Genomic DNA, 22267 nt, shown 5'->3' with positions numbered 1-22267 from the left:
ATCGGATTTATGTTCACTATATGTTCTTTTCATCCTCCTGACGAATCCGACGCATCCGAATCCGCTCTGTCAGCGTTGAACCGGGCAGAAGAGGAGAGCGACCATGGCCCAGCAGACCATCGCCACCCTGGCAGACAAGATGCAGCAGATCGATTTCGCGATGCTGTCCACCCATACCGAGGATGGCCAGATCGGCGCCCGGCCGATGAGCAACAACCAGGACGTCGCCTATGGCGGCGACAGCTATTATTTCACGACCGAAGACACGCTGATGGTGAAGGATATCGAGCGCGATCCACGGGTCGGCCTGTCCTTCCATGGCAAGGGCGGCCTGCTCGGGCAGCGCCCCCTGTTCATCGCGGTCGAGGGCCGCGCCGATCTGATCCGCGATCGCAGCGCCTTTGAAGCGCATTGGAATCCGGATCTGGAGCGCTGGTTCGCGCAAGGCGCCGATACGCCCGGCCTGGTGATGATCAAGGTTCATGCCGAACGCGCCCATTATTGGGACGGCGAGGATGAAGGCGAGTTGGAGCTGTAGCCGTTACCGCGCGCGCCATTGTCCGAATCGGGCTGGCACTGGCCTATGCGATTGCGGGCGCGGCGCATCTGATGCGACCGGCCGGTTTCGTGGCAATCACGCCGCATTGGGTGCCGGAGCCGCAGATCGTCGTCGCGCTGACCGGTATCGCCGAACTGGCCGGTGCCGTCGGGCTGATGTTGCCGGCCACGCGCCGCGCCGCCGCGATAGGCCTCGCTCTCTATGCGCTGTGCGTCTGGCCGGCCAATTTCAACCATGCCCTGCATGACATAGCGCTGGGCGGGGTGCATCTGAGCTGGTGGTATCATGGCCCCCGGCTGACGCTGCAGCCGGTGATCATCTGGTGGGCACTCTGGGCCGGGGCGGTAATCGACTGGCCATTCCGCCGACGATAGCGGTCAGGCCTTCGCCAGCAGGTCGGCGATCAGGGCGATCTCGTCGGCACTGTTGTAGATATGGGGCGAGAAGCGGATGGTCGGCTTGCCGTCGGCCTTCGACGGCGCGACCACCACCTTGCCCTGGGTCCACAGATGGTCGCGGATCGCCAGCACATCCTTGCCGGCGAAGGTCGGGGTGATGACCGGGCCGGTCAGCCCCTTGGTGGCCGTGCCGACCAGCTTCGCGCCGGGCAGGCGCAGCACCATGTCGCGCATCTGGTCGCCGATGGCGAAGGCGCGCCGCTCGACTTCCGCCTCGCCGATCGCATCCAGCGCATCGAGCGTCGCGTCGATCGCGATCAGCTTGGGATCGTCGCGCTGGCCAAGAATCTCATATTTTTGCGCGGTATCCAGATTCTTCTCATCGGTCAGCCAATAGCCATGGCTGAGCATGATCGGCTGAAGCTGTGCCTGGCCTTCGCGCCGGACATAGAGGATGCCGCCCTCCAGCGGACCCATCATCCATTTATGGGTGCTGCCCGAATAGGAATCGACGCCGAGCGCCGGCAGGTCGAGCCGCAGCCAGCCGAAGGTCTGGGCGCCATCGCCATGCAGCCAGATGCCCTTGGGCCGGGTCAACTGGGCGATCTGCGCCAGCGGGAAGATCATGCCGGTGACGTTCGACATGTGCGACAGGAAGATGGCGCGGGTGCGCGGCGTGATGGCGGCGGCAAACAGATCGACCACCGTCTGGGCCGAGGTCGCATAGACCGGCACCGGCAAAATCTTGAGCACCAGCCCCTCGCGCGCGGCGCGCAGCTTCCATGTCTCCAGGGTCGAGGGATGGTTGTGGTCGGTCAGGATCACCTCGTCCCCGGCCTTGAGTGCCAGGCCGCGCACGGCGACCGTGTTCGCCTCGCTGCTGTTGCGGACCAGCGCGATTTCCTGCGCACTGACGTTCATCCGCTTGCCCAGGCGCGCGCGCAGGGCATCGGCGGCTGCCGGATATCTGGTGCGATATTGAGGCGAGGGATTGGCCTGGAACGCCTGCGTCTCGCGCTCATGCGCGGCGATCGCGCTGCGGAAGGCCGGGCCGATATTGGCGGCGTTGAAATAATGGATGTCGGGCGCCAGCAGCAACTGGTCGCGCATCGCATTGCCCGTTGTCGCGCCCCGCGCCGCCAGCGGCAGTGCCGCCCCCACGACCGCCGCCGCCTGCAACAAGCCCCTGCGCGAAACGTCCTTGCTCCGGTCGGTCATGCGATGCCTCCTGCCCTGTTCACCCGATGGACGAACGAGCGCGACCGAATCCCCTAATCCCGACAGGCGCCTAACCCAGACTGGCGGTTGTCTTTCGGGGGGAGCGGCCTAGTGTGGCGCCCAATCCCTATCCCGAACCGTTGAGAGAGCGATGACCCGGCATATTCCATGGATCCTGACCGCGCTGGTGGGCGCGGTGTCGCTGGCGGTCGTCGCGGTCTCGCGCGGCGAAACGGTCAATGCGCTGTGGATCGTCGTCGCATCGGTCAGCTGTTTCCTGGTCGCCCATCGTTACTATGCGCTGTTCATCGCGCGCGAGGTGATGCGGCTCGACCCGGCCCGGCCCACCCCGGCGATCCGCCGCGCCGATGGCCTCGACTATGTCGCGACCGACCGCACCGTGCTGTTCGGCCATCATTTCGCGGCGATCGCCGGAGCGGGGCCGCTGGTGGGGCCGGTGCTGGCGGCGCAGATGGGCTATCTGCCCGGCACGCTGTGGATCATTGCCGGCGTCGTGCTGGCCGGCGCGGTGCAGGACTTCATGGTCCTGTTCATCTCCATGCGCCGCGACGGCAAGTCACTGGGCGAACTCATCCGCATGGAAATGGGCCAGGTGGCGGGCACCATCGCCCTGTTCGGCGCCTTCATGATCATGGTCATCATCCTGGCCGTGCTGGCGCTGATCGTGGTCAAGGCGCTGGCGGAAAGCCCCTGGGGCATGTTCACCGTCGCGGCCACCGTGCCACTGGCCATGGCGATGGGCGCCTATACGCGCTGGATTCGGCCCGGTCGCATCGGCGAAGTGTCGATCCTGGGCCTGGTCGGCCTGCTCGCCGCGATCGTCTATGGCCAGGCGATCGCGCAATCGCCGGTCTGGGGGCCGATCTTCACCTTCACGCCCGTGCAACTCTGCTGGATATTGATCGGCTATGGCGCGGTGGCGTCGGTGCTGCCGGTGTGGCTGCTGCTGGCGCCGCGCGATTATCTGTCGACCTTCCTCAAGATCGGGGCGATCGCCGCACTGGCGATCGGCATCGTCATCATGGCCCCGCCGCTGAAGATGCATGCCGTCACCCAGTTCGCCGCCGGCGGCGGGCCGGTCTGGTCGGGCGGCCTCTTCCCCTTCCTGTTCATCACCATCGCCTGTGGCGCGGTGTCCGGCTTCCATGCGCTGATCGCCAGCGGCACCACGCCCAAGCTGATCGCGACCGAGAGCGACGCGCCGCTGATCGGCTATGGCGCGATGCTGATGGAGGCGTTCGTGGCGATCATGGCGCTGGTCGGCGCGTCGATCCTGGATCCGGGCATCTATTTCACGATGAACAGCCCGGCCGCTATGATCGGCACCGACCCCGCCAGCGTGTCCGCCGCCGTCACCGCCATGGGCTTTCCGATCAGTCCGGACCTCATCGTCCAGACGGCAAAGGATGTCGGCGAACATACGATCATCAGCCGGGCCGGCGGCGCACCGACGCTGGCCGTGGCGATGGCGGAAATCTTCAGCCATGTGTTCGGCGGCCCGGCGATGAAGGCCTTCTGGTATCATTTCGCCATATTGTTCGAGGCGCTGTTCATCCTGACCGCCGTCGATGCCGGCACCCGCGCCGGCCGCTTCATGCTGCAGGATCTGATCGCGCTCGCCGTGCCGAGCTTCAAGGACAGCAAGAGCCAGTTGCCCGGCTTCATCGCCACGGGCCTGTGCGTCGCGGCCTGGGGCTTTTTCCTCTATCAGGGCGTCACCGATCCGCTGGGCGGGGTGAACACGCTATGGCCGGTGTTCGGCATCTCCAACCAGATGCTGGCCGCGATCGCGCTGATGCTGGGGACCGCCGTGCTGTTCCGGATGAAGCGCGACCGCTTCGCCTGGGTGACGATGGTGCCCGCCGCCTGGCTGCTGATCTGCACGCTGTCGGCCGGCTTCTTGAAGCTGTTTTCGGCCGATGCGAAGGTCGGCTTCCTGGCCCATGCCGCCAAATATAGCGCGGCGCTGGACAAGGGCGAGGTTCTGGCGCCGGCCAAGTCGATGGCGGAAATGCGCCAGATCCTGTTCAACGATTATGTCGATGCCGGGCTGGTCGCCATCTTCCTGGCGGTGGTGCTGGCATTGCTGGTCTTCACCATCCGCACCTGTATCGCTGCCCGGCGCTTTACCGCACCGACCGCGCGCGAGATTCCCGCGCAACTGGTCACGACGCCATGAACCATGTCCTCCAGACGCTGCGGCGCATGGCGCATCTGATGGTCGGCCAGCCCGATTATGACGCCTATCTGCGCCATATGCGCCACCATCATCCCGGCCATGTGCCGATGGACCGCACCGCCTTTTTCCGGAACCGGCAGGAGGCACGCTATGGCGGCAAGAATGGCGGGAAATGCTGCTGATCAGCAGCGTTTGATCAGCGTTTGGCGTTGAATCCTGCGACCATGCCGGCGGTGATCGACAGGGCGATTTCCGAGGCGCCGATCGCGCCGATGTCCAGCCCCGCCGGCCCGTCGATCCGGGCGAGGTCGTCCGCGCCGAAGCCCTGCGCCGCCAACCGCTCAAGCCGCGCGGCATGGCTGCGCCGGGAGCCCAGCGCCGCGACATAGCCGGTCGGGGCGGCGAGCGCCGCGATCAGCGCGGGATCATCGATCTTGATGTCATGGCTGAGCGTCACGACAGCGGTGGATTCGCCGGGATGGCGCGCGGCGATCGCTGCGTCGGGCCAGCGATCGTCCAGCTCGATGCCGAGGAAACGCTCTGCCGTCAGGAAGCGGCCGCGCGGGTCGATCACCACCGGCGTGACGTCGATCGCCTGCGCCAGCGCAGCGAGCGACTGGGCAATCTGTACCGCGCCGACGATCAGCAACCGGCGGGGCGGATCATAGCGGTTGAGAAACTGCCCCTCGACCGCGCCCTCGCGGGTGATGCCGCTGTCCAGATCGGTCGATAAGGTCAGCGTCCGGCCATGGGCGCTTTCCGCCGCAATCCGGTCGAACAGGTCGGGGGCAAAGCCACCCTCCCCCATCGGCTGCACCAGCACGCTGATCTCACCACCGCACGGCAGGCCAACCTCCCACGCATCGCCATCGGCCACGCCATAATGCGCAACATGGCCGGGCCGGCCGGCAATCACTTCGGCAGCGCGCTGCAACACATCGGTCTCGACACAGCCGCCCGATATGCTGCCCTCCAGCCGGCCATCCTGATGCACGATCATGTGGCTGCCACGCGGGCGCGGCGCCGATCCCCAGGTCGACACGACTGTCGCCAGCGCCATCGGCGCACCGCGCCACTCGATCGCCTTGCGGATCACCGCGCCATTATCGTTCATGATCCAGCCTTCCCCTGTTTTTCCTAGACATAGGAAAGGCACGGCGCCTTTCAAAGACGAACCAGGCTTCTCAGACCAGCCGCCTGCCTGTCCAGACGACCCGGCCGACGATCGCCACCATCGCCGGATCGATATCGGTCCAGTCGGGATAATGGGGATTGTCGCTCAATACGCTGAACCGGCCGCGCAACGGCCCCATCGCAACCCGCTTGACCATCAGCACGCCGTCGAGCCGCAGCACATAGACGCCGTCACGCAGGCGATCGGCGTCATCCTCATGATCGACCATGATGTCATCGCCATCGTTGAGCGTGGGGGCCATCGATTCGCCATCGACCCGGATGATCGACACGCGCTGCGGCCGCACGCCCAGATGCCGTAGCCATTGCGCGTCGAACGCCATCACACCCGCGGTACGCTCATCCTCATCCAGCGAGCCCGCGCCGGCCGAAGCGCCAAGCAACAGGCGCGGCACTGCCACCACCGCCGGCAGGCCGCGCACACGCGGGATCGGTGCGCCGACCGGCACCGGGCTGCCCAGCATCGTTTCCGCCACGCCGAAATAGCGCGCCAGAATACGGCGATCCGCCTCGTCCAGCTTGCGCGGCGTGCCGCGCTTGATGAACTGCTGAATATAGGCGGGATTGCGCCCGATCAGCCGTGACAGATCGGCATAATTTTCCCCGCGTTCGACGATCAGCCGATCGAGGGCAGTCCGGGCGTCCTGCGCTTCATCCATGTTGCATCCATAATGATAGGAATTTTCCTAGACAAGTAGGAAAATGAATATGAGATAGGAAATTGCCTATTGATTCGCAGGGGGCGAATCGGCTCGACAAAGGAGAGGTCCGTCCATGCTGTTGCGCACGATCGAGAAATTCCTGCGAGACTATCAGATAGCGCCGACCCGTTTCGGTCGCGACGCCGTGCGCGATCCGCGCCTGGTCTTCGACCTGCGCATGGGGCGCGATCCGGGCGATCGGGTAAAGAGACGCGTAGAACATTTCATGAACGAATATCGCAGGAGCGTGAGCCAATGACAAGCGCCGACATGCTGCGCACGAGCGCAGATCTGGTCCGTAATCGAGCAGGAGAACGGCGCGAGGCCGATCCACTGGCCCAGTTGCTGGTCCAGTTGATCGCCCGAATCGGCGAGCCGGCGACGGTCGAGCGCGCGGTCAGTCGCCCCTGGGCCAGCGCCCTGTTCGAAGGACGCCGCCATATCATCCTGTTGCGGGTGGCGGGCGGCAGCCTGCGCGCGCGCCGGGAGGCGCTGGCCAGCGAATTGCAGGATGCGGAATGGGCATTGCCGGGCCATTTCGTCGCCGACATGGTGATCGACGACCTGCGCGGCGATGCGGAGGGCGAATGGATCGAGCTGTCCGCCCTCACCATCCGCGACTGGTAGCCTCGCCGTTTAGCGGGGGCGCCCGGTCATGGTGCGCAGCGTGCCGAGTGCGGCACGCAGCGCATCCTCGACATCCTCCGACACCGCCTCGCGCACCGGCACCGCCGAGGCGATCGGCATGTCGGCGATGACGCGCGGCGCGGTCGCCGGTCGGCCACGCTGGACCAGCGCCCGCTCCAGCCGCTCGGTCAGTTCGGTAATCGACAGGCTGTCGATGCTGCGCGCGCTCGGGACGGGCGATGCCTCCGCCCTCAGAACGAAAGGTGCGGGTTCGGGCACAGGATCGAACGCCTGGATCGGTTCTTCGATCATCGGTTCCGGGACGAAGGCAGGGGCCTGCTCGACGACCGGCTCTTCGTCAAAGGCGGCAAATTCCTCCACTGCCTCTTCTTCCCAGGGCTCGAATATAGCGTCTTCCGGCGGCGCGAACGGCGCGCGGCCGAGCGGGATCGGATTGCTCGACGGGGTCGGCATGGCGTCGAACGGACGCGAGAAGGCGGGCGCCGGTGCGATGGCCATATCCTCGACCGGAGCCTCTTCATGCGGGGTCGGCATGGCAAAAGCGGCCGGCGTCTCCATGCGCACCACCGTCGCCGCCACCGGCTCTACCGGATCGCTGTCGACCACCAGACGACGACGCCCCGATTCCGGGCGCGCGAAGATATCGGCGCCGCCAAAGTCGCGGCTGGCAAAGATCGGAGGACGGGGCGGCGCATCGGGATGCGCGTCGGCACGGCGCTGGCTAGGCGCCGCCTCTTCGGCAGCGGGCACATTGCGTCCGCGGGCAAGCGCGGTCAGCTTTGCAAATGCGAAACCCATTTTTCTTGCTCCTTGGGCGTCTGGATGACGCCTTCCGCTTATTCTCAAGCGCCTGTGCGGCGCATCCGATCCATTTCGCCGCACCGCGGCCACAATTCCTACACTCATCAGCGCGGCAAAACCGGCCAGCAGCAATCTTGCCTTCATGCCCAGCGGCGGACCGGCCGCCGGGATCGTCTCGCTCAGGCCGCTCGACGCGACCAGCATTTCCATCCAGCCGACCGGCAGGGTCAGCACCACCAGGGCGCCGCCGCCTGCCGCGGCCAATGCCATGATGGCCAGTCCCCGCATGGACGATGTGAACGTCGGCATCGCCGCCGTTCCTCAGGCCGCCTTTGCGGTCGAGTCCCGTCCCAAAAGTCGCTGGTAAACAGGCTCATAACGCAAAATGTTTGACGACCAGTTACGCTCCCTCTCGACGAAATCGCGCGCAACGACGCGGCGTTCATCCCAGAAGCCGCGATCCGCGAACATGCCTGCCAGCGCCTGCGCGATCGCGGCCGGGTCGTCCGGCGCGAACAGGGTGCCGGTCACGCCATCCTCGATCAGTTCACGATGGCCGCCGACGCTCGACGCAGCAACGAGTCGGCCCTGCGCCATCGCCTCCAGCGGCTTCAATGGCGTCACCAGATCGGTGAGGCGCATCGCCTTGCGCGGATAGGCGAGGACATCAACCTGGGCATAATAATGTTCGACCTGGTCGTGCGGCACCCGGCCGACAAAGACGATATGGTCGGTAAAAGGCGATGCCAGCGCCTGATCGCGCAGCGCCTGTTCCATCGGCCCGCCGCCGACCAGCAGCAGCTTGGCCCTGGGCCGCGCCCGCACGAGTCGCGGCATGGCGGCAATCAGATCGTCCAGCCCTTCATAATCATAGAAGCTGCCGATGAAGCCGACGACATCCGCCCCTTCGAGCCCCAGCTTCGCGGTCAGGGCCGGATCACGCGGCACCGGCGCGCCGAACTGATCGAGATCGACGCCATTGGGCGAGACGGTGATCTTGGCCGAGTCGATTCCGCGCGCAACCAGATCGGACCGCAGCCCTTCGCAGATGACGGCAACCGCGTCGGCCGCACGGACCGCATGGGTTTCGAGCTGGCGGGTCAGCCAGTAGCGTGGGCTGCCTTCGGTCCCGGTGCCGTTACCGACCGCCGCATCCTCCCAGAAGGCGCGAATCTCGTAGATCAGCGGAATGCCGTGGCGGCGCGCGACTCGCTGCGCGGCCATGGCATTGAGCACCGGCGAATGGGCATGGATGATATCCGGCCGCCACTGGCGCACCAGCGACTCGATCGCATCGGCATGGGCGGATATGTCGCGCCACTCGCGCAGCAGCGCATTACCGCTGGCCGCTTCACCCGGCGTGCGGTGGAAATGCAGGCCATCGACCAACTCCTCCTGCGGCCCCGCCGCGACATGGCGCCGGCCGGTCAGCCCGCGCACATCCCAGCCCTTGGCCAGTTGCGCGCGCAGGATCGCCCGCGTGCGGAACGTATAGCCGCTGTGCATCGGCAGGCTGTGATCGAGAACGTGAAGGATACGAGTCATAGCGGTAACTTTTTGCCGAAAAAGGTTTAACGCCCCGTCAACTCTGTCACGCTAGGGATTTTACGGGGCAAGAGTCCAGAACCGGCAGATCAAAACACGCAATGATCGATATCCTATCCCTGCTGATCAGCCATGGCGTCATCCTGCTGGCCGCCTGGCGGCTGCTGTCGCGCCCGGACCTGGATCGCGACATCGACACCCCGCCGGCATCGCCGGACGGAGACGCCGCCGATGCGTGACCTGTTCTTCATCGCCTTCCTGGGCGCCTTCTTCCTGATGGGATTCAAGCGGCCGTTCCTGCTGGTCATCATCTACGCCTATATCGACATCGTTTCGCCCCAGCGGCTCTGCTATTATCTGCTCAATTCGATCCCGATCTCGCTGATCGCCTTCGTCTGTGCGGTCGGTGCCTGGATAGTGGTCGACGACAAGAAGGATTGCCGTTTTTCCGCGCGGCAGGTGCTGCTGCTCGTCCTGCTGGCCTGGTGCGGTTATACGACCGCCACCGCCGATTTCCCGATCAACGCCGCGACCAAATGGGCCTGGGTGTGGAAGGCGATCGTCTTTGCCGTGTTCCTGCCGCTGGTGCTGCGCACGCGGCTGCGGATCGAGGCGCTGGCGCTGTTCATGGTGCTGTGCGCGAGCACGATCATCATCAATGGCGGCATGAAGACCGCGCTGTCGGGCGGCGGCTATGGCGTGCTCAATCTGATGGTCGACAATAATAGCGGCCTGTATGAGGGTAGCATCATTTCCTGCGTGGCGATCGCGCTGATCCCGATCATCCTGTGGCTCACCCAGCATGGCACCATCTTTCCGCCCGACTGGAAGGTGAAGGCCTTTGCCTATGCCTTGTGCCTGGCCTGCATGCTGATGCCGGTCGGCACGGAGGCGCGCACGGGCCTGGTCTGTCTGGTCATCCTGGCCGGCATGATGCTGATGCGGTCGAAGCGCAAATTCGTTTATGGCCCGCTGCTGGCCTTTGCCGCGCTGGCCGCCATCCCCTTCCTGCCCGCCAGCTTCACCAAGCGGATGCAGACGATCGAAAATCACCAGGGCGACGAGAGCGCGTCCACCCGCGTCGCGGTGTGGATGTGGACGCTCGACTATGTGAAGACCCATCCGGGCGGCGGCGGCTTCGACAATTATCTCCAGAACAGCTTCACCTATTTCGCCCAGAGCGAGGTCGGCGATGGCGACGAGAAACGGATCGAACGCCGCCTGGTTACCGACAAGGGCCGTGCCTATCACAGCGCCTATTTCGAGATGCTGGGCGAACAGGGCTATTTCGGCTTCTTCCTGTGGGCGCTGCTGCACCTCAGTTGCTTCATCCGCACCGAATCGATCCGCCGCATGTATCGCAAGCGCGACGGACCGGACGAAGCCTGGATCGCGCCCTTCGCCGTGGCGCTGCAGCAGGGCCATGTCGTCTACATGATCGGATCGCTGTTCGTGGGCATCGCCTATCAGCCCTTCATCTTCATGATGCTCTCGCTCCAGATCGGCCTCGACACTTATTTGACTCGCAAGCGCAAGGACGCCGGACGCGTGCCGTTCTTCGAACAGCCTGGCGCACAGGCTGGAGTGACGGCATGACCATGGAATTGCGGATTTTGGGCTGGCTTCAGGGACTGATGCTGGGATTGATCCTGGCCGCCCCGCTGCTGTCCCCCGCCTATATGCCATGGGGCGTGCAGATGCTGTTTGCCCTGTCCGCCTTCCAGTTGCGGCAGGCCGACCGACGCTGGGCATTGCGGCCGGGCATGACCGGCTGGTTCAGCCATATCCGCATGGCGCCGTCGCGGATGCTGCCCTGGGCGGCGAGCGCGGTCGTCGCCTTCATCGCGGACGGCCAGGGCGCGGCGGCCCCCGGCGCGATCCTGCTGGCGGCGCTGACCTGTGAATTGCTGCTCTATCCGCTGCTCACCCGCCTGATCGGCGGCTGGCAGTGGCGCCGCGCCGCGCTGGCGATGATCGGGCTGATTGCCGCCTGTGCGATCGTGCCGGCCGGCGCGATGCAGAATATCGCCATGTTCGCGCTGGGCGTCACGGGCTGCCTGTTCTGGCTGCGCGGTCCCGACGGCGACCTGCGGGCAACGCTCGCGGCCTTTGGCGGCGGGCTTTCGGCCATCATCCTCGCCTTTGCCATGCCCGCCACCATGATGCTGGCCTTTCCGCTGGCGGTCATCAGCCTGATCGTCGGCTGCGCGCAGGCGACGACGGTGCGCCGTCCGTTGCTGCCCTGGACCGGCCATTATGGCGCGGGCAGCGGCTGGTTGCAGCGGCTGCGATCGCGCCCGTCCTGACAGCGCCGGGCAGGCTGCACGCGGAACGAAGCCGATCATCACGGGTTGGACCGGGAGAAAGAAGGTCGCCCGGTTCCCATGTCGTCCCCCGCCATCATCCACAGCCATGACGGCATGCCCGGCATCAGCCGGCGCGCGCTGAAGCAGGAATGGGCCTATCGCGCGGCGGACGGCAGCCGCATCACCGACCGCGACGAGATCGATCGGCTGAACGCGATCGCCATGCCGCCCGCCTATCGCGACTGCTGGTTCTGCCCTTCGCCCCACGGCCATATCCAGGCGACCGGCTATGACGAGCGGGGGCGCAAGCAATATCGCTATCACCCCGATTTCCGGGCTGCGCGCGAGGCGGAAAAATATGCCGGCTGCCCCGCCTTCGGCCGCGCCCTGCCGCAGCTGCGGGCGCAGATGGAGGAGGATCTGTCGCGGCGCGGCCTGCGCAAGGCGCGGACGATCGCGGCGGTGGTGCGGCTGCTGGACCTCGCCAAGCTGCGCGTCGGCAACGAACATTATGCCACCACCAACAAGAGCTTCGGCGCGACCACGCTGCGGCGGCGGCATGTCGACCTGAATGGCCGCAGCCTGACCCTGCGCTACCGCGCCAAGTCCGGCAAGGAACAGCAATTGAGCATCACCGACAGCCGCCTGCTGCGATTCGTGCGGGCGGTGCAGGATCTGCCGGGCCAGCATCTGTTCCAATATCTGGACGAGGATGGCGAGGCGCATCCGATCAGTTCGAGCGACGTCAACGCCTATATCGCGCAAGCCCTGGGCGGTGACTTCACCGCCAAGCATTTCCGCACCTGGGGCGCGTCGACCATCGCCTTCGAGGCGCTGGCGGCGGGCCATGTCTCGCTCAAGGAGATGATCGAACCGGTCGCGGCGGCGCTGGGCAACACGCCGGCGATCAGCCGCAAATCCTATATCCACCCCGCCCTGATCGACCTGTGCAAGGACGGACAGGATGAATGGCGGCAGGGGCTTCGCCTGCCGCGCCGGACGCGCTATCTGTCGCGTCACGAACGCGGGCTGATCGCGTTCCTCGACGATCTGGCCAACGCGCCCCCGCTGGCAGCAGCAGCCTGATCGAGCCCACGGACCATCAATCAAGGATCAGCATGGCCAACAAGAACGACCCCGGCATCGACATCAATGTGCGCGCGCCCAACCTCACCGAAATGTGGCATTCGACCATCGCCTGGTTCCAGCTTCATTATATCCAGATCCTGATCGCCATCGGCGCGGCCACGATCATCTATCTGGCGCTCGCCACGTTGCGCCGGATCGGCACCAAGCATCGCGGCCGGCGTGGCGACCCGCTGGGCCTTGGCAATGTGCTGAGCCGGGCGGCGGCGCGCACGACGCAATATTTCATGGTCATGGTCGCGGCCCGGCTGGTCGTGGTGTTCGCCGACGCGCCCGCGTCGCTGGACAAGACCGTCACCTTCTTCTTCACCATCGCCGTGGTCGTGCAGGCCGCGATCTGGGCACGGGAGATCATCCTGGGCCTGATCGAGCGCAAGACGCTGGCCGACGATGGCCAGGGCGAGACACTGGCCAATGCGATGGGCCTGATCCGCATCCTGGTGACATTTGCCCTGTTCGCGATCGCCGCGATCGTCGTTCTCGACAATCTGGGCGTCAACGTGACCGGCCTGGTCGCGGGTCTGGGGATCGGCGGCATCGCGATCGGCCTTGCCGCACAGGGCATTTTTTCCGATCTGTTCGCGGCGCTGTCGATCATCTTCGACAAGCCGTTCCGGCAGGGCGAGACGATCACCTATGACACGACCACCGCGACGGTCGAGAAGATCGGCCTGAAATCCACCCGGCTGCGCGCCGTCACCGGCGAGAAGAAGGTGATTTCCAACGCCAATCTGCTGCAGAAGGAAATCACCAGCTATCAGACGCTGGATCATCGCCGGATCAAGTTCCCGATCGGTGTGATCTATCAGACCGCGCCCGATCTGGCGGCGGAGATTCCTTCCATCCTCAAGACCATCATCGAGGAACTGGGCGGCAATTTCGTGCGCTCCGGCTTCATCGGCTTTGGCGCATCCAGCCTGGATTTCGAGGTCGAGTTCGACGTCTATCTGCCCGGCTGGGACGAAATCTACCTGGTGCGGCACAAGATCGGCCTGGCCGTGCTGCGCGAGTTCAACGCGCGCGGCATCGAGTTCGCTTATCCGACCCAGACGACCTTCACCGCCGCGCCCGACGGCCGGATGATCATGCCCTATGCCGAGGTGCAGCCGGTCCGCCGCGTCGACGAGTAGAGCAGGACGGCTCGCTTCACCGCACGACCGATTCGGCTGGTCCCCTTTCCGCTTGCCGGCGGGGACCAGCCGCGCCCTTACCCATCCATCACCAATGACTGATATGGATTTGCCATGAAAATGAACCGGATGGCGGCCCTTTGCCTGCTGATCGCTGCCCCCCTTATGGCGCCTGCCGCCCATGCCGAGGGACTGGGCGCTGAAGTCAATTATGGCCGCGCCGACGGCCATTGGGGCACCGAGATCGGCGCCGGCTATGCGCTCGACATGGCGGGTTTCAGCCTGACGCCGGGCGGCGGCGTCTATCTGCGCGATGGCGACACCAAGCTCTATGGCCGGGTCGAGGCGGCCTATACGATTCCCATGTCGGTCTCGATCGGTGCCGGCGTGCGCTTCAGCGGCGACAATACCCGCCCCTATGCGACGCTGGCGATGCCGCTGATCCCCAAGCTGCGTGCCAAGGCCAATGTCGGCCCGAAATATTATAGCGTCGGCCTGACGCTGGGTTACTGAGCCAAGACAATCTGCCGTGATCGGCGGACCCGGCAGGGTCACGCCGACGCGACAGCCCCGAAGTTCACAGTGTCGTCGGGCAAATCGGGCCGTTTGCGCCGGATATGCGCCACCCACGCCCCTGTCACGCGACAGCGGCGCGACACCTGGGTCACAGCTGCCTGCCGATCGGGTCACGACCAGGCGACGGTGACGCGCCATCGAGGCGACATTTGGGTCACCCCGCCCATGGGCAACGGGCGATGACGCGGATTGCATCGCCGAGGATAGACCAGAGAATGGCCGAGTCGGAAAGCGGTGGCCGGTTGGCGCCACTTGCTTCAGGCGGCCTGCCCCCTCCACCATCCTTCGGATGGTCCCCCTCCCCGCTTGCGGGGAGGAATATCAGCCCTGGCCCCAGAGGGTGCCAGGGTGGAGCAGGCCGTCGCGCAGCGGCAGGGCGCCGCCGCGATCCTTCGCCAGCAGCAGCGCGCCGTCGAGATCGATCCAGTCGGCGCCCTGTGCCACCAAGGCGGCAGGCGCGATGCCGAGCGAGGTGCCGAGCATGCAGCCGACCATGATGCGAAAGCCGCGGGCTCGCGCCGCCTGTGCCAGAGCCAGCGCTTCGGTCAGGCCACCGGCCTTGTCGAGCTTGATATTCACCGCGTCGAAATCGCCCAGCCGGTCGAGATCGGCGCGGGTGTGGCAGCTTTCGTCGGCGCAGAGCGGCAACGGCGCGCGCAGGCCGGCCAGCCTGTCCTCCCGCCCGTGCAGGATCGGCTGCTCCACCATTTCCACGCCCAGTTCGGCGAGCGCCGCTGCCTCCGCCACGATGTCGCGGTCATGCCAGCTTTCATTGGCGTCGACGATCAGCCGGACGCCCGGTGCGCCGGCGCGCACGGCGGCGATGCGGGCATGATCGCCCTCCCCCGTCAGCTTGCATTTGAGCAGGCCAAAGCCGCGTGCGACGGCGGCGCGGGCATCGGCCTCCATCCGCTCCGGTTCGCCCAGGCTGATGGTGAAGGCGGTGGGCAGCGGCGTCGGTGCAGCAAGGCCGGCCAGTTGCCAGACCGGGACGCCGGCCCGTTTCGCCTCCAGATCCCACAGCGCGCAGTCGAGCGCGTTGCGCGCGGCGCCGCGCGGCATCGCCTGCAACAGCGCTTCGCGATCGAGCGGCCCGGCATAGGCGTTGATCGCCGCCACGCAGCCCTGTGCCGTCTCCCCCTCATAATAGATGGCCGTGCCCTCGCCCCGCCCGACATGATCGCCGTCGCCCACGGTGCAGACGACGACATCCACCTCCGTCTTGGCGCCGCGGCTGATGATGAAGGCGCCCGCCACCGGCCAGCGTTCGACCGTCGCGGAAATTATACGGGTCATCGGCGTTTCCTGCGTCATGATTTGACCAATTGGATGGGCGTCATATGCGTGAAACAGGACTGCTGGCATAGTCCCCGCCTTTGCGACAGGAGCGTATTTCCCCGTGACTTCCCGTGAATTGACCGGCTTCCTCTCGCTGAATGAATCCGAACCCGTGACCGATGACCTATCCCGCCGCGTCTCAGACATGGCATGGCGCCTGGCCTTTGGCGCGATCGGCTGGCCCTGGCTGCTCGCCAGCCTGTCGGGCGGGCGCAAGGCGGACAAGCGCGCGCTGCTGGACGAGCTCAAACTGCCCCATGATGCGCTGCCCCATCTGGGAAGCTGGAAGGCGGATGTCGGTTTCCTGCGCCATATCGTGCGCGAGATTGCGCGGCTGCGGCCGGCGCATGTCGTCGAACTGGGCGCGGGCGCATCCTCGCTGATCGCCGCGCGGGCGCTGCAATTGCATGGCGGCGGACAGCTGCACAGTTTCGACCAGCATGGCGGCTTTGTCGATGCGACCCGGCAATGGCTGGCCGACCATGCGCTGGACGTGGATATCCGCCATGCGCCGCTGACCCACGAAAGCGCCGACTGGCCGGGCCGCTGGTATGCGATCGACCGGCTGCCCGAGCAGATCGACCTGATCATCATCGATGGCCCGCCCTGGAGCGTGCATCCGCTGGTGCGGGGCGCCGCCGACAGCCTGTTCGCGCGCCTCTCGCCCCATGGCGTGGTGCTGCTGGACGATGCCGCGCGGCCGGGCGAACGGCTGGTCGCGCGCCGCTGGCGCAAGCGCTGGCCGCATATCGATTTCCGCCTGATGCATGACGGCACCAAGGGGACGCTGGTCGGCCGGCGCCGCGACATGTCGCAGCCGGTGGCCAATGACAATGAGGCCGGGCGCGGCTGGCGCCATGTCGGCCGGGCGGCGGCGATCGCGGCGCTGCTGGCGACGGGATGGATCGGCCGGGGGGCGCTGGGCGAATTTCCCCAGGCGGCACAGGCCAGCACTTTCCTGGACGAGGCGGCCGCATCGCGCCGCGCCGGCCTGCTGCGCCAGCAGATGGCGTCGCAGGTCGAGAGCGCCAAGCTGGACGATGCCGAAATCCGGCGGTCGACCGGCATCGTGCTGCCGCGCCTGCCGGCCAATTGGCAGGTGCGGGACGTGCAACTGTTCCCGACCGCCGACAGCCCGGCGATCGCGATCGCGCTGACCACCGAAAAGGGCGAGCAATTGTCGCTGTTCGCCGACCGGGCGGAAACGCCGGCGGAAGGGCAGCCGCTGATCGCGGAGCGGCGCGACGGCACGGTCGCCTATTGGGAGGCCGGCGACATGGCCTATGCATTGACCGGCAAGGCGGATACGCCGCGCCTGATGGCGCTGGCCGAACGGATCGCACCGGCGGCCTGAGCGGCGGGATCACGCCCGCCCATTGAGGCGGGCGCGCCGCGCTGCTAACGCCCCGACATGGAGGATGCCACCGCACCCGCGCCGCGCCGCGCCGATCGCCCTGCCCTGTCGAGTCTGGCCATGCTGTGGCGCTTTGCGACGCGCTATCCGGCGCGGATCGCCGGGGCGCTGACCGCGCTGAGCGTCTCTTCCGCAGCGACGCTGGCGATCCCGAGCGGCTTTCGCCTGGTGATCGACAAGGGCTTTACCGGCGGCGGCGATATCAGCCGCTGGTTCGAATATCTGTTCCTGCTGGTGGTGATCCTGGCGCTGGCAAGCGCGCTGCGCTTCTATTTCGTATCCTGGCTGGGCGAACGGGTGGTCGCCGACATTCGCAGCGCGACCCAGGCCAATCTGCTGCGCCAGGCGCCGGCCTTCTTCGAGGAGAACAGGCCGTCGGAGATCGCGTCGCGCATGACGGCGGACACCGCGATCATCGATCAGGTGGTCGGATCGACCGTGTCGGTCGCGCTGCGCAACCTGGTCACCGGCATTGGCGGCCTTATCTATCTGTTCATATTGGCGCCCAAGCTGGCCGGGCTGCTAATCCTGGGCATACCGGTGATCGTCCTGACATTGGTGACGCTGGGCCGGCGGGTGCGCAAATTGTCGCGCGCCAGCCAGGATCGGCTGGCGGAAGTCGGCAGCGTCACCACCGAAGTGCTGGGCGCGATGAAGATCGTCCAGGGTTTTGGCCAGGAAGGGCGCGAGGCGGCCCGGTTCGACGCGACCGTCGCGAGCGGCTTTGCCACCGCCCGGCAGCGGATATTGCTGCGCGCGGTGATGACCGCCATCGCCTTTGCCCTGGTGTTCGGATCGATCACCGGCGTGTTGTGGCTGGGCGCGATCGATGTCGCGGCCGGGCGCCTGTCGGGCGGCAGCATCGCTGCCTTCGTGCTGACCGGCGGGCTGGTGGCCGGCGCGTTCGGATCCTTGTCGGAAAGCTGGGGCGACCTGTTGCGTGGCGCAGGGGCGGCGAGCCGGCTGGACGAGTTGATGGCGGCCGAGCCGGCAATCGCCGCGCCGACGGCGCCGGTCGCGATCCCGACGCTGGCGCAGGGCGCGCGGCTGCGCTTCGACAATGTCCATTTCCATTATCCCACCCGGCCCGACCAGGCGGCGCTGAACGGCGTCACGATCGACATTGCGCCGGGCGAGACGGTGGCCGTCGTCGGGCCTTCGGGTGCCGGCAAGTCGACGCTGATCCAGCTCGCGCTGCGCTTCTATGATCCCGATCAGGGCGAAGTGCGGCTGAACGATGTGCCGCTGCCGGCCGCCGATCCGGCCGCGCTGCGCGCCGCGATGGCGATGGTGCCGCAGGACAGCGTGATCTTCGCCGCCTCCGCCCGCGACAATCTGCGCTATGGCAAATGGGATGCGAGCGACGAGGAGATCTGGGCGGCGGCGCGGGCGGCCAATGCCGAAGCCTTTCTGCGCGCCCTGCCCCAGGGGCTGGACAGCCATCTGGGCGAAGGCGGCGCACGGCTGTCGGGCGGACAGCGCCAGCGCGTGTCGATCGCCCGCGCGCTGCTGCGCGATGCGCCGATCCTGCTGCTGGACGAGGCGACGTCGGCGCTCGACGCGGAATCCGAGCAGCTGGTCAAGGATGCGCTCGACCGGCTGATGCAGGGGCGCACGACGATCGTCATCGCCCATCGGCTGGCGACCGTGCGGGCCGCCGACCGGATCATCGTGCTGGATCGGGGACGGATCGTGGAACAGGGCGATCATGCGACGCTGGTGGCGCTGGGCGGTCTTTATGCGCGACTGGCCAGCCTGCAGTTCCAGGACCAGCTGGACGGCTGAACCGCCGTCCCGCCGGACGCACGGTCAGCGACCGGCGAGGCAGCGCTGGACGATATAATCGAAGATGGCGGGATGGAGCGGGCGCTCGAAGGTGCAGCCCGATTCATGCGCGCGCACCCATTGAACGCGGGCGCGACGGCCCTCGAAGCCCGGTAGCATGATCCACAGCTCGCTGCCGACGGTGAGCTTCATGAAACTGTGCAGGCGAAAGCCGGTAAGCGACATGTCGGCGATATTGCTGGTGAACCAGGTTTCGCCCGGACGCCGCACCTTGACGCTGATCACAATGTCGCGCCGTTCGGCAAGCCGGCCCCTGCGTTCCAATTCAGTCAGTCGTTCAGCACCCATGGTCCACATCCACCCATTCCCCTTCAGCATCGCGCAGGAAGGTAAGGGAAATGTTAAGCGGGAGACGCGCCGGCACAAAAAAGGGGCTGCCGAAGCAGCCCCTGGTCTGTGGTCCGATTGATCGTCCGATGGGTCGGAGACGGGAAGTCTGAGACCGACAAGCCCCGGACGATCAGGGATCAGAACGAGCTATACTGCTCGTTGCCGACGAAACCCAGCTTGGTCACGCCCGCACGCTTGATCTCCGCCAGCACCTCGTCAACGACGACGTAGCGGGTCTGCGCGTTGGGCTGGAACTGCAGTTCCGGCTCGACGGGCAGACGCAGCGACTGCTGCAGATACTGACGCAGGGTCAGCAGGTCGATCGGCGCACCGTTCCAGCTGATCACGCCGCCGGCATCGATCGCGACCTTGTTCTTGACAGGGTCGACCACATTGTCGCTCGGAGGCGCGCTCTGCGGCAGATCGATCTTAACCGCGTGGGTCTGGATCGGAATGGTGATGATGAACATGATGAGGAGAACGAGCATGACGTCGATCAACGGCGTCGTGTTCATTTCCACCATCGGCTCACCATCATCGGAGCCCATGCTCATGGCCATAACGAATTCTCCTTATGCGGCCGATCAGAGGCGGGTCGTCGTCGAACCGGGTTCCGGTTCGGAGATGAAGCCCACCTTCGGGAAACCGGCGCGCTGCATCGTGTAGATGGTGCCGCCGATGCAACGATAGGGGGTATTGATGTCGCCGCGGATATGCACTTCAGGCAGATCCTCGGGCGTCAGATTTTCAACACCACCAGCCTTCTTGATGTCCGCTTCCAGCTTGGCGACGGCGCGATCGAGCAGTTCGTCGGAGCTGACCTTGGTCAGGTTCCAGTAAACCGCACAGCTGCCGTCGGGCGCCGAGGTGACCGACAAGGAAACATTTTCGGGTTTCGTCGTGGTCGGCTCGAACGCCACCTTGGGAAGTTGCAGATCGACCGTCTGGACGACGACCGGGACCGCGATGAGAAAGATGATGAGCAACACCAGCATGACGTCGACGAGCGGCGTCGTGTTGATGTCGGACATCGGCTTGTCGTCACCGCCGTCGGAGCCAACACTCATTGCCATTGATACAATCCTAACCTTGGTGTCGTAGGTGCCCCGTTAACCGGGGCCCCTGTCCGGCAGGGGCCGGGTGGTCGCAGCCGCCACCCGGCGCCCGAACCGGCGTCTTAAGGCGATTAGGCCTTGGTCGGCGCAGCAGCCGGCTTGGCAGCAGCAGCGGCCGGAGCGGCAGCAACGGTCGGCTTCACGGCGCCGTCCGAAACCAGGTAGGCCAGCAGGTCGACGGTGAAGCCGTTCAGCTGTTCCGAGATCGCCTTGTTGCGGCGCTGCAGGAAGTTGTAGGCCAGAACGGCGGGAACGGCCACGGCCAGACCCAGCGCGGTCATGATCAGAGCTTCACCGACCGGGCCGGCAACGGCGTCGATCGAGGCCTGACCGGCAGCACCGATCTTGATCAGAGCGCGGTAGATGCCGATAACGGTACCGAACAGACCGATGAACGGCGAGGTCGAACCGACGGTGGCGAGGAACGCCAGGCCGCCACCGAGCGACGAGTTGATCGCGGCTTCCGAGCGAGCCAGCGAGCCGTGCAGCCAGTCATGTGCTTCGACCGGATCCTTCAGCTTGCCATGCTCTTCCTGAGCCTTGATGCCGTCATCGACGATCTGCTTGTAGGCCGAGTTCTTTTCGAGCTTGGCCGAAGCTTCCTTCAGCGAACCAGCGCGCCAGAAGGTCGCACGGATCTTCTTGCCCTGGCTGATCACCTTCTGCTGTTCGATCAGCTTGGTGAACAGGATGTAGAAAGTGCCGACCGACATGGCGCAGAGGATGATGAAGACGGTCCAGGCAATGGTGCCGCCCTGCTCCAGGGCTTCCATCAGGCCGTACGGGTTTTCCGGCTTGGGCGCCGCGGCTGCGAGATACATCAACATGTTCAAGACTTCCCTCTCAAAAGGATCGTGAAAGGGGAGAGCGGCGCCGGGCGCCTGCCCTCCCGTTTAAATTACTGCGGGATCCGCCACTGAATGCGGTTCGCGTAGGTCGACGGGATCTTGTTACCCTGGTCATCTTCCGCGGGGCTAAAGCGCGCGCGGCGGGAAACCAGCTTACAAGTTGCGTCGTCCAGTTCAGGCGAGCCACTCGACTGCGTAACGGTGCAGCTCGTGACACGGCCATCGGCACCCACTTCAAGACGGAAACCAGTGGTCCCCTGCTTTTCTTCACGCAGAGCGCGCGAAGGATAGTCTTCCGTGGTTGCCCAGGAACCCGGATTGCCACGCGGCGACACGCCCTTTGCAGCCTGCTTTGCAGCGGGCGGCGGCGGCGGGGCCGGCGGCGGTGCGGGCACCGGAACCTCATTGAACACCGGCGGCGGCGTCCGAACCGTCTGGATCGGCGGCGCGGGGGCCGGGGTCTGGACGATCGGCGGCGGCGCGACGACCGGCGGAGGCTCAATCGGCTTGTCCGGCGGCGGCGGCGGCGGCTCCTCGTCAGGTGGCGGGGGCTCCTCCTTCACGTCGATCACGTTCAGCTGTTCCGCCGCCTTTTTGACATATTTCATGCCAAGACCGGTGACGAAGGCATAGCCGAGAACAGCGTGAATCAGGGCGACGATGACGATCGATATCGTACGACTCGATCCTTGCGAGTGGTCAGCATAGGCCATTCGGCAACGACACTCCTTAACTCATCTTACCAGTGGGTTGTACAAATCAGCCAAAAACGGCCCGAGCTGCCCGGGGCTATCCCCGACCACCTTTGGCCCTTATCCGTCCATTTGCTACCGTGCGAACTCCTATCGCGGCGCATCGTGGCACGCAAACGCTTTATCGAACTACCGGCTTGCGTTTACCATCACACACCGGAATGACTTGCCTGTGACATCCCTGCCACGGGCTGACAGCATAG

At 65.8% G+C, this 22267-nt stretch carries 25 protein-coding genes; 14 read left to right on the top strand and 11 right to left on the bottom strand.

Features of this window, described 5'->3' with window-relative positions:
• The first annotated feature begins 103 nt into the window (after nt 1-103).
• Nucleotides 104-538 carry a pyridoxamine 5'-phosphate oxidase family protein gene (locus HH800_RS24040; protein ID WP_004210025.1) on the top strand — a complete coding sequence of 145 codons (435 nt, stop codon included), beginning with the start codon at nt 104-106 and terminating at the stop codon, nt 536-538.
• Between the two features lie 17 nt (nt 539-555).
• Complete coding sequence (locus tag HH800_RS24035; RefSeq protein ID WP_169863423.1) at nt 556-933, top strand: DoxX family protein; 378 nt, start codon at nt 556-558, stop codon at nt 931-933.
• Nucleotides 934-936: 3 nt separating this feature from the next.
• On the opposite strand, the gene HH800_RS24030 is transcribed toward HH800_RS24035, so the two are convergent.
• On the bottom strand, nt 937-2175 hold the full coding sequence (locus HH800_RS24030; protein WP_169862876.1) for an aminotransferase class V-fold PLP-dependent enzyme: 1239 nt from the start codon (nt 2173-2175) through the stop codon (nt 937-939).
• Nucleotides 2176-2326: 151 nt separating this feature from the next.
• On the opposite strand from HH800_RS24030, the gene HH800_RS24025 reads away from it, so the two are divergent.
• Both HH800_RS24025 and HH800_RS24020 read left to right on the top strand, forming a co-directional pair.
• Entirely contained in the window at nt 2327-4375 is a 2049-nt protein-coding gene (locus tag HH800_RS24025) for a carbon starvation CstA family protein (RefSeq protein WP_169862874.1), read from the top strand.
• Entirely contained in the window at nt 4372-4557 is a 186-nt protein-coding gene (locus HH800_RS24020) for a YbdD/YjiX family protein (RefSeq protein WP_169862873.1), read from the top strand. Before HH800_RS24025 ends, HH800_RS24020 begins: the two co-directional genes overlap by 4 nt.
• A gap of 14 nt (nt 4558-4571) precedes the next feature.
• Here HH800_RS24020 and HH800_RS24015 read toward each other — a convergent pair whose 3' ends face one another.
• Nucleotides 4572-5489 (bottom strand): XdhC family protein, encoded by a 918-nt coding sequence (locus tag HH800_RS24015; protein WP_169862871.1) that lies wholly within the window; start codon nt 5487-5489, stop codon nt 4572-4574.
• 70 nt (nt 5490-5559) lie between these two features.
• A complete protein-coding gene (locus HH800_RS24010; RefSeq protein ID WP_169862869.1) occupies nt 5560-6228 on the bottom strand; it encodes a S24 family peptidase in 669 nt (222 codons plus the stop codon).
• A gap of 115 nt (nt 6229-6343) precedes the next feature.
• Here HH800_RS24010 and HH800_RS24005 point away from each other — a divergent pair, with 115 nt between their 5' ends.
• Together HH800_RS24005 and HH800_RS24000 are read left to right on the top strand one after the other, a co-directional pair.
• Entirely contained in the window at nt 6344-6529 is a 186-nt protein-coding gene (locus HH800_RS24005) for a hypothetical protein (protein WP_004210013.1), read from the top strand.
• Complete coding sequence (locus HH800_RS24000) at nt 6526-6897, top strand: hypothetical protein (RefSeq protein ID WP_169862867.1); 372 nt, start codon at nt 6526-6528, stop codon at nt 6895-6897. Before HH800_RS24005 ends, HH800_RS24000 begins: the two co-directional genes overlap by 4 nt.
• Nucleotides 6898-6906: 9 nt before the next feature.
• On the opposite strand, the gene HH800_RS23995 is transcribed toward HH800_RS24000, so the two are convergent.
• Both HH800_RS23995 and HH800_RS23990 read right to left on the bottom strand, forming a co-directional pair.
• The gene (locus tag HH800_RS23995; RefSeq protein ID WP_235681957.1) at nt 6907-8028 is read right to left on the bottom strand and encodes a hypothetical protein; all 1122 of its coding nucleotides are present in this window, start codon (nt 8026-8028) and stop codon (nt 6907-6909) included.
• Between the two features lie 12 nt (nt 8029-8040).
• Nucleotides 8041-9264: a TIGR04063 family PEP-CTERM/XrtA system glycosyltransferase gene (locus HH800_RS23990; protein ID WP_169862865.1), complete on the bottom strand. Its 1224-nt coding sequence runs from the start codon at nt 9262-9264 to the stop codon at nt 8041-8043.
• A 101-nt stretch (nt 9265-9365) separates the two neighbouring features.
• Between HH800_RS23990 and HH800_RS23985 the strand changes: the two genes are divergently transcribed.
• The 6 genes from HH800_RS23985 (at nt 9366) to HH800_RS23960 (ending at nt 14359) form a co-directional block, all read left to right on the top strand.
• Nucleotides 9366-9503: a hypothetical protein gene (locus HH800_RS23985; RefSeq protein ID WP_169862863.1), complete on the top strand. Its 138-nt coding sequence runs from the start codon at nt 9366-9368 to the stop codon at nt 9501-9503.
• Complete coding sequence (locus HH800_RS23980; RefSeq protein WP_010336883.1) at nt 9496-10860, top strand: putative O-glycosylation ligase, exosortase A system-associated; 1365 nt, start codon at nt 9496-9498, stop codon at nt 10858-10860. Before HH800_RS23985 ends, HH800_RS23980 begins: the two co-directional genes overlap by 8 nt.
• The gene (locus tag HH800_RS23975; protein WP_169862861.1) at nt 10857-11570 is read left to right on the top strand and encodes a hypothetical protein; all 714 of its coding nucleotides are present in this window, start codon (nt 10857-10859) and stop codon (nt 11568-11570) included. The genes HH800_RS23980 and HH800_RS23975 overlap by 4 nt, the downstream gene beginning before the upstream one ends.
• Nucleotides 11571-11648: 78 nt before the next feature.
• Nucleotides 11649-12656, top strand: coding sequence for a DNA topoisomerase IB (locus HH800_RS23970; RefSeq protein ID WP_169862860.1), 1008 nt, complete (start codon nt 11649-11651; stop codon nt 12654-12656).
• 32 nt (nt 12657-12688) lie between these two features.
• A complete protein-coding gene (locus HH800_RS23965) occupies nt 12689-13846 on the top strand; it encodes a mechanosensitive ion channel family protein (protein ID WP_037507347.1) in 1158 nt (385 codons plus the stop codon).
• Nucleotides 13847-13960: 114 nt separating this feature from the next.
• Complete coding sequence (locus HH800_RS23960; protein ID WP_004209999.1) at nt 13961-14359, top strand: hypothetical protein; 399 nt, start codon at nt 13961-13963, stop codon at nt 14357-14359.
• Nucleotides 14360-14743: 384 nt separating this feature from the next.
• On the opposite strand, the gene dgcA is transcribed toward HH800_RS23960, so the two are convergent.
• Nucleotides 14744-15718, bottom strand: coding sequence for an N-acetyl-D-Glu racemase DgcA (gene dgcA, locus HH800_RS23955; protein WP_169863421.1), 975 nt, complete (start codon nt 15716-15718; stop codon nt 14744-14746).
• Nucleotides 15719-15821: 103 nt separating this feature from the next.
• Here dgcA and HH800_RS23950 point away from each other — a divergent pair, with 103 nt between their 5' ends.
• Nucleotides 15822-17114 carry a class I SAM-dependent methyltransferase gene (locus HH800_RS23950; protein WP_169862858.1) on the top strand — a complete coding sequence of 431 codons (1293 nt, stop codon included), beginning with the start codon at nt 15822-15824 and terminating at the stop codon, nt 17112-17114.
• Nucleotides 17115-17171: 57 nt separating this feature from the next.
• Complete coding sequence (locus HH800_RS23945) at nt 17172-18959, top strand: ABC transporter transmembrane domain-containing protein (protein ID WP_169862856.1); 1788 nt, start codon at nt 17172-17174, stop codon at nt 18957-18959.
• A gap of 24 nt (nt 18960-18983) precedes the next feature.
• On the opposite strand, the gene HH800_RS23940 is transcribed toward HH800_RS23945, so the two are convergent.
• From HH800_RS23940 to HH800_RS23920, 5 genes are all read right to left on the bottom strand, one after another.
• Nucleotides 18984-19307, bottom strand: coding sequence for a PilZ domain-containing protein (locus HH800_RS23940; RefSeq protein ID WP_169862854.1), 324 nt, complete (start codon nt 19305-19307; stop codon nt 18984-18986).
• A 179-nt stretch (nt 19308-19486) separates the two neighbouring features.
• Nucleotides 19487-19909 carry an ExbD/TolR family protein gene (locus HH800_RS23935; RefSeq protein ID WP_004209993.1) on the bottom strand — a complete coding sequence of 141 codons (423 nt, stop codon included), beginning with the start codon at nt 19907-19909 and terminating at the stop codon, nt 19487-19489.
• Nucleotides 19910-19933: 24 nt separating this feature from the next.
• Complete coding sequence (locus tag HH800_RS23930) at nt 19934-20422, bottom strand: ExbD/TolR family protein (RefSeq protein ID WP_004209992.1); 489 nt, start codon at nt 20420-20422, stop codon at nt 19934-19936.
• A gap of 113 nt (nt 20423-20535) precedes the next feature.
• Entirely contained in the window at nt 20536-21291 is a 756-nt protein-coding gene (locus tag HH800_RS23925) for a MotA/TolQ/ExbB proton channel family protein (protein WP_169862852.1), read from the bottom strand.
• Between the two features lie 71 nt (nt 21292-21362).
• Entirely contained in the window at nt 21363-22025 is a 663-nt protein-coding gene (locus HH800_RS23920) for an energy transducer TonB (protein WP_004209989.1), read from the bottom strand.
• Nucleotides 22026-22267 lie beyond the last annotated feature (242 nt).

This window comes from Sphingobium yanoikuyae, assembly GCF_013001025.1.
Taxonomy (GTDB): Bacteria; Pseudomonadota; Alphaproteobacteria; order Sphingomonadales; family Sphingomonadaceae; genus Sphingobium; species Sphingobium yanoikuyae_A.
Note: the sequence above shows the minus strand (reverse complement) of the source record. Positions and strands in the feature narration are given on the sequence as shown.

Bases quoted from the DNA above. Each gene is read 5' to 3' on its own strand.
- HH800_RS23930 (WP_004209992.1), bottom strand. From the start codon at position 20,422: ATGGCAATGAGTGTTGGCTCCGACGGCGGTGACGACAAGCCGATGTCC.
- HH800_RS23990 (WP_169862865.1), bottom strand. From the start codon at position 9,264: ATGACTCGTATCCTTCACGTTCTCGATCACAGCCTGCCGATGCACAGC.
- HH800_RS24030 (WP_169862876.1), bottom strand. From the start codon at position 2,175: ATGACCGACCGGAGCAAGGACGTTTCGCGCAGGGGCTTGTTGCAGGCG.
- HH800_RS23995 (WP_235681957.1), bottom strand. From the start codon at position 8,028: ATGCCGACGTTCACATCGTCCATGCGGGGACTGGCCATCATGGCATTG.
- HH800_RS24040 (WP_004210025.1), top strand. From the start codon at position 104: ATGGCCCAGCAGACCATCGCCACCCTGGCAGACAAGATGCAGCAGATC.
- HH800_RS23970 (WP_169862860.1), top strand. From the start codon at position 11,649: ATGTCGTCCCCCGCCATCATCCACAGCCATGACGGCATGCCCGGCATC.
- HH800_RS23940 (WP_169862854.1), bottom strand. From the start codon at position 19,307: ATGGGTGCTGAACGACTGACTGAATTGGAACGCAGGGGCCGGCTTGCC.
- HH800_RS23985 (WP_169862863.1), top strand. From the start codon at position 9,366: ATGATCGATATCCTATCCCTGCTGATCAGCCATGGCGTCATCCTGCTG.
- HH800_RS24000 (WP_169862867.1), top strand. From the start codon at position 6,526: ATGACAAGCGCCGACATGCTGCGCACGAGCGCAGATCTGGTCCGTAAT.
- HH800_RS24020 (WP_169862873.1), top strand. From the start codon at position 4,372: ATGAACCATGTCCTCCAGACGCTGCGGCGCATGGCGCATCTGATGGTC.
- HH800_RS23945 (WP_169862856.1), top strand. From the start codon at position 17,172: ATGGAGGATGCCACCGCACCCGCGCCGCGCCGCGCCGATCGCCCTGCC.
- HH800_RS23920 (WP_004209989.1), bottom strand. From the start codon at position 22,025: ATGGCCTATGCTGACCACTCGCAAGGATCGAGTCGTACGATATCGATC.
- HH800_RS23975 (WP_169862861.1), top strand. From the start codon at position 10,857: ATGACCATGGAATTGCGGATTTTGGGCTGGCTTCAGGGACTGATGCTG.
- dgcA (WP_169863421.1), bottom strand. From the start codon at position 15,718: ATGACCCGTATAATTTCCGCGACGGTCGAACGCTGGCCGGTGGCGGGC.
- HH800_RS23960 (WP_004209999.1), top strand. From the start codon at position 13,961: ATGAAAATGAACCGGATGGCGGCCCTTTGCCTGCTGATCGCTGCCCCC.
- HH800_RS24015 (WP_169862871.1), bottom strand. From the start codon at position 5,489: ATGAACGATAATGGCGCGGTGATCCGCAAGGCGATCGAGTGGCGCGGT.
- HH800_RS23925 (WP_169862852.1), bottom strand. From the start codon at position 21,291: ATGTTGATGTATCTCGCAGCCGCGGCGCCCAAGCCGGAAAACCCGTAC.
- HH800_RS23980 (WP_010336883.1), top strand. From the start codon at position 9,496: ATGCGTGACCTGTTCTTCATCGCCTTCCTGGGCGCCTTCTTCCTGATG.
- HH800_RS23935 (WP_004209993.1), bottom strand. From the start codon at position 19,909: ATGGCCATGAGCATGGGCTCCGATGATGGTGAGCCGATGGTGGAAATG.
- HH800_RS24025 (WP_169862874.1), top strand. From the start codon at position 2,327: ATGACCCGGCATATTCCATGGATCCTGACCGCGCTGGTGGGCGCGGTG.
- HH800_RS24010 (WP_169862869.1), bottom strand. From the start codon at position 6,228: ATGGATGAAGCGCAGGACGCCCGGACTGCCCTCGATCGGCTGATCGTC.
- HH800_RS23965 (WP_037507347.1), top strand. From the start codon at position 12,689: ATGGCCAACAAGAACGACCCCGGCATCGACATCAATGTGCGCGCGCCC.
- HH800_RS24005 (WP_004210013.1), top strand. From the start codon at position 6,344: ATGCTGTTGCGCACGATCGAGAAATTCCTGCGAGACTATCAGATAGCG.